At 58.8% G+C, this 12062-nt stretch carries 9 protein-coding genes; 6 read left to right on the top strand and 3 right to left on the bottom strand.

Going from position 1 to position 12062, the window contains the following annotated elements; genetic code table 11:
• Window positions 1–47 precede the first annotated feature (47 nt).
• The gene (locus tag DSL70_RS16385; protein ID WP_119309035.1) at window positions 48–1667 is read right to left on the bottom strand and encodes an ABC transporter substrate-binding protein; all 1620 of its coding nucleotides are present in this window, start codon (window positions 1665–1667) and stop codon (window positions 48–50) included.
• A 254-nt stretch (window positions 1668–1921) separates the two neighbouring features.
• On the opposite strand from DSL70_RS16385, the gene DSL70_RS16380 reads away from it, so the two are divergent.
• Complete coding sequence (locus tag DSL70_RS16380) at window positions 1922–3829, top strand: sigma 54-interacting transcriptional regulator (RefSeq protein ID WP_119309034.1); 1908 nt, start codon at window positions 1922–1924, stop codon at window positions 3827–3829.
• 6 nt (window positions 3830–3835) lie between these two features.
• Here the strand turns inward: DSL70_RS16380 and bhcC are convergent, their stop codons facing one another.
• Window positions 3836–4999: a 3-hydroxy-D-aspartate aldolase BhcC gene (bhcC, locus tag DSL70_RS16375; RefSeq protein WP_119309033.1), complete on the bottom strand. Its 1164-nt coding sequence runs from the start codon at window positions 4997–4999 to the stop codon at window positions 3836–3838.
• Between the two features lie 246 nt (window positions 5000–5245).
• Window positions 5246–6445, bottom strand: a complete 1200-nt coding sequence (uxuA, locus tag DSL70_RS16365) for a mannonate dehydratase (protein WP_119309031.1) — start codon at window positions 6443–6445, stop codon at window positions 5246–5248.
• A 231-nt stretch (window positions 6446–6676) separates the two neighbouring features.
• Here uxuA and DSL70_RS16360 point away from each other — a divergent pair, with 231 nt between their 5' ends.
• From DSL70_RS16360 to DSL70_RS16340, 5 genes are all read left to right on the top strand, one after another.
• Window positions 6677–7381 carry a GntR family transcriptional regulator gene (locus tag DSL70_RS16360; RefSeq protein ID WP_119309030.1) on the top strand — a complete coding sequence of 235 codons (705 nt, stop codon included), beginning with the start codon at window positions 6677–6679 and terminating at the stop codon, window positions 7379–7381.
• 29 nt (window positions 7382–7410) lie between these two features.
• Complete coding sequence (locus tag DSL70_RS16355; protein ID WP_119309029.1) at window positions 7411–8391, top strand: C4-dicarboxylate TRAP transporter substrate-binding protein; 981 nt, start codon at window positions 7411–7413, stop codon at window positions 8389–8391.
• Between the two features lie 179 nt (window positions 8392–8570).
• A complete protein-coding gene (locus tag DSL70_RS16350; protein ID WP_119309028.1) occupies window positions 8571–9101 on the top strand; it encodes a TRAP transporter small permease in 531 nt (176 codons plus the stop codon).
• Between the two features lie 3 nt (window positions 9102–9104).
• Entirely contained in the window at window positions 9105–10385 is a 1281-nt protein-coding gene (locus tag DSL70_RS16345; RefSeq protein ID WP_119309027.1) for a TRAP transporter large permease, read from the top strand.
• A 149-nt stretch (window positions 10386–10534) separates the two neighbouring features.
• Entirely contained in the window at window positions 10535–11995 is a 1461-nt protein-coding gene (locus tag DSL70_RS16340; RefSeq protein ID WP_119309026.1) for a mannitol dehydrogenase family protein, read from the top strand.
• Window positions 11996–12062 lie beyond the last annotated feature (67 nt).

Raw genomic sequence — 12062 nt, 5'->3', positions numbered from 1 at the left:
GAGGACGGGAAGTGAGACCACCACAACCCGCCCAGGTTCGCCGTCCTTTACGGACGTTTTGCTTCGTCGATGGTCACATTCCAGGGTTCGATGACTTGCCAGTCATCGTTCTTGTCGAAATTCTGGACCCAAGGCATGGCCCATTTCGACATCACGTCGTAGTAGTAAGGAATGTAGACCCAGTCTTCACGGAAGAGACGCTGTGCTTCCTGTGCAAGCTTGATGCGGTCCGGATCTTTCACACCCTTGACGGATGCTTCTTCGAGCATGGCATCAATCTTGGCGTTTTCGTAACCACCCAGCTTGTTGCGGGCGTTACCGGACTTCGAATAGATCGAGCCCATCAGGTAGGAAACCGCATCGGGAACACGGGTACCGACGTCGTCACGGAAGATCTGAACGCTCTTCTGGTCCGGGCCGGAATAGGTTTCGATGGCAGGTTTCATTTCGATGCCCTGAATGCCAAGGATCTTGCGCCACTGTTCAGCGATATACTGGGCAGCAGCTTCATGGGTCGGGGTGGAAATACCGACGAACATGATTTTCGGCAGGCGGCCGGCATCCTTGTATTTGGATGCAGCAAGGGCGGCCTTGGCACCTTCCGGATCATAAGGATATTTCTTGAAGTCCGGGTCGACGCCAGGAACCTTGTTGAGGATCTGGCTGGCGACGGTGAACGGGCCATCAGGGAAGGCTGCAAGGGCAAGTTCTTCCGGATTGATGGACATGATCAGTGCCTTGCGGACATTGATGTCATCCATCGGAGGTTTCTTGGCGTTGATCCAGAACTGCTGGCCCTTGGCCAGAGCCGGGCCACCGAGGAAGTCGGCGCCAAGATCCTGAATGATGGTTGGCGTGATGAGCTCGGTGTGGGCATCCATCGTGCCGCGTTTCAGCATCAGGGTTGCGGTGCTGGCGTCAGCCACGGTGGTCAGGACGATTTTTTCCAGCTTCGGCTTCGGGCCGAAGAAGTTGGGGTTCGGGACAAGGGTCAGAATGCCCTGGTCGAGGTCCATGGTTTCAGGCATGAACGGTCCGGAAACAACCACGCCATTCTGAGGCATCCACCAGTCGGCCTTTTCGTTGCCGCTTTCATCTTCAGCCTGGGAAATCTTGACCGGTGCGATCAGGGCTGTTGCGATTTTCTGATCGAAGATCGGGTCGGCGCTTGCGAGCTTGACGGCAATGGTCGCGTCATCGGTGATCGTCAGGCCGGTCATGTCCTTGGCCTTGCCGACAACAACATCGTTGAAGCCGTCAACACCGCCCAGGAACAGGTTGACGCGCGCATGCTTGGTTGCCGGGCGAGCGGACAGATTCCAGGTGCCGACCACATCCTTGGCGGTAATCTTGGAGCCATCAGACCATACGGCATCCGGATTGACGTGCAGGGTCCAGTTGACATAGCTGTCATCAGACTCGACGCTGGACAGAACGTAAGGGGTCAGCTTGCCGTCCTTGTCGAAATACATTGGGGCAGCCCAGCTCAGTGATTGCCAGCGGGCCGAATGTCCTCCTCCCTGAAGGGGCGACCAGTTCTGCTGCAAAACGGGGTGGGCAATGTTCAGCACCTGACCGCCTTCGGCCGATGCCTGACCGCTTTGCAGCGGTGTCAGCCCGAGCACTGCAAGCCCGAGCACAAGGACTTTGAAAAGATCCTTTTTCATTCAGTTGTCTCCTCTCATTTCAACTTCGTAAAAGCAATGACGTTCTTGATGCGCCTTAACGGAAATTTTGCAATTCGCGTGCCACCGAATTAAGCTATTGAATTATAAATATTATTTTTGAGAGATGCGATTTTCGTCTAAAAAGCGATTGCGCTGTTTTGCACTAATTGTTGATGCGTATCGCATCAGCACTTCGTTGCAATTCTGCCATTTGACCCGCATACTTCCGTTCGACCAGAGGGGGAGATCAGGTCATGGTTATCGCGTTTATCGCGCCTTTCGAGCAGATCAGGCTCAAGGCGCAGAGCATTATCGATACATCCAATTATCCGGCAAAAGCCTATCTGGGCGACCTGCATCAGGGCGTGAAGGCTGCCAAGCGGGCGCTTGATGAAGGCGCAAAGATCATCATCAGCCGGGGAGGTACGGCGCGAATGATCCGCAAGGCGCTCAATGTGGAGGTGATCGAGGTGGAGGCCTCTGTCCAGCGCACCCTCGCCTTTGTCTTCAAGGAAACGACGGAGCAAAGCCGGGTTGGTATCGTCGGTTTTGCGCCGCTGATCAACATGGTGACGCCGATCTGCACCACGCTTGCCCGCAATTACCGGTCGTTCGAATTGCGCGAGAAGGAGAGCTTTCAGGAGCGGATGGACATGCTGGTGCAGTGGAAGCCGGACGTGGTCATCGGCGACGCGGTGGCCTTCGAATGGGCCAAATCCAAGGGGCTCAATGCCTATCTGATCGAATCCAGCATGGAAACCATTGTCGATGCCTTCGAACGGGCAATGCTGGTCTACAAGAATCTCAATCGCTATTTCATGGCCGAAAAGAAGCTGGAGGCGGTGCTCGACTGCACGCGGGACGGCGCGGTTCTGGTCAACAGCGAAGGCAGGATCGAGGAGATCAACAAGCAGGGCTGCACCATTCTGGCCCATCCGCGCGACGAACTGCTGGGCGCCAATATCGCAGGCTTTTTCAATACACCGGAACTGAGCAAGGCCCTGCGCAAGAAGACCCATGCCCGCAACATGATCGTCACCTGCAACGACGACAAGCTGGCACTCGACCACATTCCGGTTTCCTCGGCAAAGCTGTCCGACAATGCTTCGGTCATTCTCTTCCAGCCGGTGCAGAAGATTCAGGACGCGGGCAACCTGATCCGCAAGAAGCTGAGCGAGAGCGGTTTCTATGCCAAATACACCTTCGACAACATTCTCTATCACTGTCAGGAAATGAAGCGGCTGGTCGAGATGGCCCAGCTCTATAGCCGCACCGCCAGCAACATCATGATCGTCGGCGAAACCGGCACGGGCAAGGAGCTGTTTGCCCAGTCGATCCACAATGCAGGGACGCTGTCGAACGGGCCGTTTGTTGCCGTCAACTGCGCCGCCCTGCCCGGTAATCTGCTGGAAAGCGAGCTGTTCGGCTACGCGGCAGGCGCCTTCACCGGCGCGTCGCGCTCGGGCAAGATCGGCCTGTTCGAGCTGGCCCACGAAGGTACTCTGTTCCTTGATGAACTGACAGAGATGGATGTCTTCCTGCAGGCCAAGCTTTTGCGCGCGCTGCAGACGGGTGAAATCATGCGGGTCGGTGACAACAAGCTCATTCCGATCAAGGTGCGGATCATTGCCGCCACCAACAAGAACCCGGTCGAGGCCATCAGGAACAGTCGACTGCGCGCCGACCTGTTCTACCGGCTCAACGTTCTGGACCTCAAGATCCCGCCGCTGCGCGACCGCAGGGGCGACCCGGAACTGCTGTTCGCGAAGTTTCTTGAAAAAGCCTGTCGGCAGCAATCCATTCCCGTTCCACCGCTGTCGGGCAAGCTGCTCAAGGAGTTGCGTCATTATGGCTGGCCAGGCAATGTCCGCGAGCTGGAGAATTGCGCCGAGAAATTTGCCACCTTGCAGAGTCTGCATGATTTCGACATGCCGCTGCTCTCCAGCGAGCTGCATCAGATGGGGCGGGCGTCTGCGGCACCAGAAGCGGCCATGCTTGAGGGCGCAACCCTCGACGACATGATCGCCGCCAAGGTGAACCAGATCTTCAAGCAGGAGAATTGCAACATAACCAGAACGGCGCAGCGGCTCTCGATCGACCGCAACACGGTCAAGCGCTGGCTTGGCAAGGACAGCAAGCCGCAAGGCATGCTGCCCAACTAGTCCGGATTAGTAAGCCTTGCCGCGGGCCGACACCGGCCAGAGGGTTTCGACCACGCCATTGCGTATGCCCACATACCAGTCGTGGATGTTGCAGGTCGGATCGCAATGGCCGGGAACAAGACGCAACTTCTCGTTGATCCGGAGTACGCCGTTCGGATCGGCGATGGTGCCATGCTCGTCGGAACATTCCAGATAGGTAACATCCGTCCGGCCATGCACCACTGGCAGGCCGCTGTCGACCGACTGCACCTTGAGACCGGCGTCGACAATCGCCCGATCAGCCTTGACGTGGCTCATCACCGAGGTCAGCAGGAACAGCGCATTCTGCCACTCGCCATCATCAATGCGCCGACCCTGTTCATCAAGGTTGAGCCCGTAGTCGGCATCCATGAAGGCATAGGAGCCGCATTGCAGCTCATTGTAGACGCCGGAGGTGGATTCAAAATAGTAGGATCCGGTGCCACCGCCGCCAACGATATCACAGGACAGACCCGCTTCTTCCAGCGCCGCCAGACAATCCTTGACCATTGCCACCGCCACATCGACCTTGGCCTTGCGCTCGTCATAGCTGCGCAGATGCTGCATTGCGCCCTGATAGGCCTGAAGACCGGCAAAGCGCAGCCCATGCGCCCGGTCGATGGCGCTTGCCAAGGCCACCACGTCCGACGCCTCGGTCACACCGCAGCGATTGGCACCGCAATCGATCTCGACAAGGCACTCGATCTCGGTTTCATGGCGGCGGGCAGCCTCTGACAACTCCGCCACATTGTCCAGTGCATCGACACAGACGAGGGTGCGGGCTCCAAGCTTGGGCAGGCAGGCAAGACGATCGATCTTGTGCGGGTCGCGCACTTGGTTGGATACCATCACATCCGCGATACCTCCACGGGCGAAGACCTCAGCCTCTGAAACCTTCTGGCAGCAGACGCCACAGGCGCCGCCAAGCTCCATCTGAAGCTTTGCCACATCCAGCGACTTGTGCATCTTGCCATGCAGGCGATGGCGCATGCCATGGGCCTTGATGTAATCGCCCATCTTGCGGATATTGCTCTCAAGGGCATCGAGATCGAGGACAAGACACGGGGTCTGGATGTCGGCTTCCTTCATGCCGGGGCGGGCCGGAATATCGAATCCGACTTCGAGATGGTCGAGCACAAGATGCTCATTCATGTCTACGGGGGTCACCACTTGGTTCCTTCTGGCTGGATTTGTTTTCCGGTTGTTTTTCCAGCAACAGACCGCACAGGACACCATGGTGTCAACAGGGCAAGGCGTTGTTTTCCCATCCATGCCCATCACAATCGGGGCACGGGACAATCAGAACAGGTGGCCAGACGCGCAAAAAAGAAGGCCGACACACGGTCGGCCTCAGTCTGCTTTTCATTTTCTGATTACGGGCCAGATACCGGCCAATCGTCAGGCGTGCTGAAGCGCGGTCATGATGCCGCGCAACTCGGCCAGCCCCTTGAGGCGGCCAATTGCCGGATAGCCCGGCTGCGCCTTGCGCTTCTGGTCGTCAAGAATGTCGAGACCATGATCCGGGCGCAGCGGGATGGACCAATCTGCGCGACCGGCGGCCTTGCGTTTGGCTTCCTCGTCAAGGGCTGCCCGCATCAGCGCGACCATGTCGACATTGCCGCCCAGATGCTCCGACTCGTAGAAGGAACCCTTGATGGCGGCGCTTTCCAGCGTCACGTTACGCAGATGCAGGAAATGCACCCGATCACCGAGCCGCTGCATCATGCCGGGCAGATCATTGTCCGGGCGGGCGCCCAGCGAGCCCGAGCACAGGGTGATGCCGTTGGCAGGGATGTCGACCGCGTCCATGAGGTATTTGTAGTCCGCTTCCGTGGACATGATCCGCGGCAGACCGAGCAGGCCGAAGGGCGGGTCATCCGGATGGCAGCAGAGGCGCAGACCGAGGGTCTGGGCGACGGGAGCCACTTCTTCAAGGAAAGCAACGAAATGGGTGCGTAACTGGTCTTGCGAGATATTGTCATATTCGGCGAGATTGGCCCGCACCCGATCCATCGACGGCGCTTCAGCGTCGCCCGGCAGGCCATAGATGATCGACCCGGCCAGAAGCTCGCGCCCAGCCTCATCCAGACGGGCAAAACGCTCGCGGGCCTCTTCGATCACCGCCTGGGGGAAGTCCTCATGAGCCCCCTTGCGCTCAAGGATGAACAGGTCGAAAGCGGCAAAGTCGATGAGATCGAAGCGCATGCAGGTCGCGCCGGTTGAAAGGCGGTAGGTCAGATCCGTGCGCGTCCAGTCCAGCACCGGCATGAAGTTGTAGCAGATGATCTCGATCCCGGCGGCGGCCAGATTGCGCATGCTTTGCTTGTAATTCTCGATATGGGTGCGCCAGTTGCCCTTCTGCTTCTTGATGTCTTCGGACACCGGCAGGCTTTCGACAACTTCCCAGGCGAGACCGGACGGCGTGCCGTCCTTTTTGTGAGCAATAAGCATTTGGCGCGCCGCGATTTCTTCAGGACTCCAGACATCGCCTGTCGGAATGTGATGCAGGGCGCTGACGACCCCTTCCACCCCGGCTTGCAGCATGTCTTCAATTCCCACCCGGTCCTGCGGACCGAACCAACGCCATGTCTGACGCATCTGCTGCCTCCCGTATTTATCTTTTTGGCGCCGCCTCTTTCACAGGCCCTCTCCACAAGGGTGTGAGAAATGGGGCGCATGGCCGACCAAAACCGGCTACAAGGACGCACTTTCAGACTTTGCCAAACTGCGCCACGTCGCCGTGTGATGACTTGATCATTAGCACAGGAAATCCCGGTTGACAAGTATGGTGGTAGACCGGTATGGTGGTTTTCAATTGGAGGATAGCACATGTCACTGCTTGATGGGTTGGAGCAACGGGAAATAGATCTGCGCTTGCCGGTGGCACCGCAGATTCATGCGATCCTGCGCCAACAGATCATTCGCAATCAGCTCACGCCGGGCAGCCGCATGTCGGAGGCCGAATGGGCCTCTGCCTTTGCCGTTTCCCGCCAGCCCGTGAGGGAAGCCTTCATCAAGCTGGCCAACGAAGGCCTGCTCGACATCCTGCCCAACCGCGGCAGCTTTGTGAAAAAGATCTCTCCCAATGCCGTGATGGATGCCCGCTTCGTACGCGAAGCCATTGAGGCAGACATTGTACGGCTGGTTGCCGAAGAGCATGACGAGGCGGTGGACAGAGAGCTGGCAAGGCAGATCGAGCATCAGAGGAAGGCGGTCGAAACGGAAGACCCGGATGCCTTCATCCTGCTGGACGAACTGTTCCATCAGACCCTTGCCGAGGCCGCTCGCAAGACGGGCGCATGGGCCGTGGTGCAGAGCCAGAAAGCCCAGATGGACCGCGTCCGCTATCTCTCTCTTGTGGATCACAATACCGCGAAATTGCTGGAGCAGCACAGTGCCATCGTCTCGGCGATTGCTGCCCACGATACCGCAGCAGCGGAGGCTGCCATGCGGTCCCATCTGAGAAGGATCCTCACGGATCTTCCTCAAATTGCCAAAGAAAAACCTGAACTGTTTGAACCCGGGGACGGTTGATCCCCATCGCCAATGACTGGGAGGAATAGATGTCATTTTCGGCTTTTAGCAAGACCCTATTGGCTGGCGCGATTGCCAGCTTTGTCGGAACCGCTGCCATGGCGGCTGACTATACCTTGAGCATCAATACTGCGCTTGCCACGACTGACCCGATTTACAAGGGTCTTGAGGCCTTTCAGGCGAATGTTGCCAAGGCATCGGACGGCCGCATGGAAGTCAAGCTGTTCCCGAACTCGCAACTGGGCCCTGATGAAGACGTGCTGGAGCAGGCCCGCGCCGGTGCTCCGGTGGCGGTGGTTGTTGACGGTGGCCGTCTGGCCGTATTCCAGAAGGAACTCGGTGTGCTTGGCGCTCCATTCCTTGCGTCCGGCTACGAAGGCATCCGCAAGGTGGTAACGTCCGACCTGTTCGAGGAATGGGTCAAGAAGTTGCATGACTCTTCGGGCCATCAGATCCTCTCCTTCAACTGGTGGCAGGGTGAACGGCATCTGCTGACCAACAAGGAAGTCAATGTTCCTGCCGATCTCAACGGCATTCGCATGCGCACACCGGGTGCCCCGGTCTGGACCGGCACCATCGCTGCCATGGGAGCAACCCCGACCCCGATGCCATGGGGCGAGGTCTACTCCGCTCTCTCTGCCAACGTGATCGACGCGGCTGAAGCCCAGCTGCCTGCCATCGTCGGCGCAAAGCTTGATGAAGTGATCAAATATGTCACCAAGACCGGTCACATCAACTTGATCACCGGTATGGTCACCTCGGCCGAGTGGTACGACAGCTTGCCAGCAGACCTGCAGAAGGTTCTGCGTGACGAAGCGCTCAAGGCTGGCGACATTGGCTCCTATGGTACGCTTGATTCCTTTGCCAGCATCGAAAAAGAGCTGAAGGACAAGGGCGTTCAGGTTCGCGAAATCGACGTCACGCCATTCCGGGAAGCAACGGCAAAGGTCTATGACGATCTTGGCTACGGCGACCTGCGCGACAAGCTGCGCGCCATGGCTGCCGAATAATGGTCTGACCGACGGAGGTGGTCGCCGGGGTTCCCTGCGACCACCTGATGTCGCAGCCACCGTCTCAAGCGCATTCCCTGCCTATCCGAGACCGGAGTGAGGCTGCGCATGCCAACGACAATCCGCGCCATTTCTCGACTGTCCCCCACCGGAGGAATGGGCAAACTAGCGAGGCCGTCATGCCGGGCTTTCTGGGAAAAATCGAATATGCCGTCGGGGCGATCCTGCTGGCGATCATCACGTTTCTGGTCTTCATCGCAGCTGTGATGCGCTTCTTTGGCCATCCGCTGATCTGGTCGGTCGACCTTGCCCAGATGCTGTTCATCTGGCTGTGCTTTCTGGGCGCAACCCGCGCCATGCGCGAGCGGGTGCATCTGGGTGTCGACTTTCTGGTCCGCCTGTTCCCCTTTGCTACGCGCCGTCTCATCGAATCCGCGCTGGCACTGCTGTTCATCGCCTTCCTGCTGGTGCTGGCCTATGAGGGCTACAAGCTGACCATGCTCAACTGGCAGCGGGTGTTCGGCGATTCCGGCCTGTCCTATGCCTGGGTGACCATTTCGGTGCCGGTCGGATCGATCCTGCTATCCGTTTCCATTCTTTCCAACATGGCTCTGTCCTGGCGCTCCGGCGGCAAAAGGGAGCGTCTGGTGTTCACACGCACCGGCGGTTCCGAACCGGAAGCCGACCAAGCCAACACCATGGAGGACTGACCCATGGCATTGATTGCAATCATTTTCGCCGTGCTGATGATACTGGGCGCCCCGGTTGCCTTTGCCATTGGCATTTCCGGCTTCGTCTTCTTCCTGACTTCGGACATCATGCCGATTTCCATCGGCGTACAGAAGATCGCCACCGTCTCCCAGAGCTTCCCATTGCTGGCGGTGCCCTTCTTCGTGCTCGCCGGTCACCTGATGAATGAAAGCGACATCACCGACCGCCTGTTCCGCTTCTCCAAGGCCACACTGGGCTGGATGTCCGGCGGGCTGGCTATGGTGTCGATCTTCCTGTCCACGCTGATGGGCGGCGTGTCCGGCTCGGCGGTGGCTGACGCGGCCATGGAAGCCCGCGTTCTTGGCCCGCAGATGCTCTCGAACGGCTATTCCAAGGGCTATACCGCCTCGGTCATTGCCCTCTCCTCGCTGATCACGGCAACCATTCCCCCATCCATCGGCCTCATTCTCTATGGCTATGTCGGGCAGGTTTCCATTGGCCGGCTGTTTCTGGCCGGGGTCGTCCCGGGGCTTCTGATGATGCTGTTCCTGATGGTTGCGGCCTATGCCATTGCCAAACGGCGCAACTATGTCATCGAAGCGGCCTCCAAGCCGACCTTTGGTGAAGTGGGCAGGGCAGCATGGGACGCCAAATGGGCGCTGCTGTTCCCGGTCCTGCTGATCATCTCGATCCGCGGCGGCATCTTCACGCCATCGGAAGTGGGGGCCTTTGCGGTGGTCTACGCCATTCTCATCGGCCGCTTTGCGCACCGTGTGATGACCTTCGAGGCCATCAAGCGGGCCTTTGGCCACGCCCTTTCCGATATCGGCATGATCATGCTGATCATCCTGATGAGCGGCATGATCGGCTTTGCCATCATCTTCATGCAGGTACCCCAGAGCGTTGCAGGCTTCCTGCTCCACTCCCTGTCCGAACCGCATCTGGTGGTCGGTGTCATCCTGCTCTTCCTGCTGATCTCGGGCCTGTTCTTCGAGAGCACCATTCTGGTGCTGCTGCTGACGCCGATCTTCGTGCCGGTGATCAAGAGCGCCGGGGTGGATCCGGTCCACTTCGGCATCCTGATGATGACAATCGTCACCTTCGGTTCGATGACGCCGCCGGTTGGCGTGGCCATGTTCACGGTCTGCAGCCTGCTGGATACACCGGTTGATGAATACATCAAGGAGAGTCTGCCGTTCATGCTGGCCATCCTGTGTCTGGTGCTGCTTTTGCTGTTCGTTCCGGATCTGGCGCTCTTCCTGCCCAACTGGGCCTTCGGCTAGGATAGCCGTACCGGCCTTGTAACATCGGGCCGCCGTATTGACCTTCACGGCGGCCTGCCTTCTGTCCATTCGCCGACTTTCATTCCGGCCCGCAGCCCTGAAGCGATAGCTTTCTGTCTGGCGGGCCTTTCAACACAAGAGTTTGTGTCATGACCTCAAACATTTTCAGTGCAGCCAAGGATACCGTCAAACGCCCCGCCTATGACCGGGACAAGCTCACCGTGCGCATGTGCCATATCGGCTTTGGCGCCTTTCACCGCGCCCATCAGGCCGTCTATACCGATCAGTTGATCGGCATGGGCAAAACCGACTGGGCCTATCGCGAGATCGAACTGATGGGCCCAACCGCCCTGCTCGACGGTCTGGCGGAACGTGGCTATCTCTACACCGTGGTTGAAAATGGCGCAGAGGCCCAGGACGCCCGGATCGTCGGCTCGGTGATCGACCACCGGCACATGGCCAATGCGGGACCTGAGGGCATCATCGCGGCCATTTCCGAGGATGCCATCGAGCTGGTCTCGATCACCGTGACGGAAAAGGGCTATACACTGGCCGCCAACGGCGGACTTGACTTCGAGAACCCGATGGTCAAGGCCGATCTGGCCAATCCGCAAGCCCCCAAGACCGTTGTCGGAACGCTGGTTGCCGGTCTTGCCCGACGCAAGGCAGAGGGCAAGAAGCCCTTCACCATCCTCTCCTGCGACAACCTGCCTTCCAACGGCCACATGACGCGGCGGGCGGTACTCGACTTTGCCCGCGCCGTGGACGCGGAGCTTGCCGCATGGATCGAGGGTGAAGCCCGTTTCCCCTCCACCATGGTTGATCGCATCGTGCCAGCCATGACCGAGGAGAGCCATCAGGTTCTGGCCACTTGCGCTGGCTATGCCGACCCGGCAGGGATCGTCTGCGAACCGTTCCGCCAGTGGGTCATCGAGGATGATTTTGTCTCGGGTCGGCCAGACTGGAATCTGGCCGGAGCGACCTTCACCAAGGATGTGCTGCCCTATGAGAACATGAAACTGCGCATGCTCAACGGTTCGCACTCCTTCCTTGCCTATCTTGGCTATCTGGGCGGCTATAAGACCATTGCCGACACCATGGGCGACGCAGCCTACAAAAAAGCGGCACACGACCTGATGGTCAAGGAGCAGGCACCGACGCTTGAAGCACCGGAAGGGGTTGATCTTGGCGACTATGCCGACGCCCTGATCGGGCGCTATTGCAACCCCAACATTCGCCATCGCACCTGGCAGATTGCCATGGATGGCAGCCAGAAACTGCCTCAGCGGGCGCTGGAATCCATCGTCTATCACCTCAAGGCTGGCACGCCCTACCCGCGGCTGGCCCTGCTGGTGGCAGGCTGGATGATCTATGTGAGCGGGACCGACCTTGAGGGTCAGCCGATTGATGTGCGGGATCCGCTCGCTGACAAGCTCAAGGTGCTCGCCAGCGGCGACAGCGCAGAGTCCATCGTCAGCGGCCTGATGCAGAAATCCGGTGTTTTCCCTGATGAGCTGGCCAAGAGTGCCCCATTGCAGGCGGCCCTGATCGAGGCCTATCAGGCCCTCCGGGAAAAGGGCGTCAAAGCAGCTGTTGCATCGCTCGCCTAGGACCCGCGAGGCGACAGCAACTTCCTTGACGATTGATACCAGATTACAATGGCAGCCCGAGGGCTGC

This window comes from Cohaesibacter haloalkalitolerans (genome assembly GCF_003574655.1).
Classification (GTDB): domain Bacteria; phylum Pseudomonadota; class Alphaproteobacteria; order Rhizobiales; family Cohaesibacteraceae; genus Cohaesibacter; species Cohaesibacter haloalkalitolerans.
This window is presented reverse-complemented; position numbering and strand designations above follow the sequence as displayed.

Bases quoted from the DNA above. Each gene is read 5' to 3' on its own strand.
- DSL70_RS16385 (WP_119309035.1), bottom strand. From the start codon at position 1,667: ATGAAAAAGGATCTTTTCAAAGTCCTTGTGCTCGGGCTTGCAGTGCTC.
- DSL70_RS16360 (WP_119309030.1), top strand. From the start codon at position 6,677: ATGTCACTGCTTGATGGGTTGGAGCAACGGGAAATAGATCTGCGCTTG.
- DSL70_RS16340 (WP_119309026.1), top strand. From the start codon at position 10,535: ATGACCTCAAACATTTTCAGTGCAGCCAAGGATACCGTCAAACGCCCC.
- DSL70_RS16355 (WP_119309029.1), top strand. From the start codon at position 7,411: ATGTCATTTTCGGCTTTTAGCAAGACCCTATTGGCTGGCGCGATTGCC.
- DSL70_RS16380 (WP_119309034.1), top strand. From the start codon at position 1,922: ATGGTTATCGCGTTTATCGCGCCTTTCGAGCAGATCAGGCTCAAGGCG.
- uxuA (WP_119309031.1), bottom strand. From the start codon at position 6,445: ATGCGTCAGACATGGCGTTGGTTCGGTCCGCAGGACCGGGTGGGAATT.
- DSL70_RS16345 (WP_119309027.1), top strand. From the start codon at position 9,105: ATGGCATTGATTGCAATCATTTTCGCCGTGCTGATGATACTGGGCGCC.
- DSL70_RS16350 (WP_119309028.1), top strand. From the start codon at position 8,571: ATGCCGGGCTTTCTGGGAAAAATCGAATATGCCGTCGGGGCGATCCTG.
- bhcC (WP_119309033.1), bottom strand. From the start codon at position 4,999: ATGAATGAGCATCTTGTGCTCGACCATCTCGAAGTCGGATTCGATATT.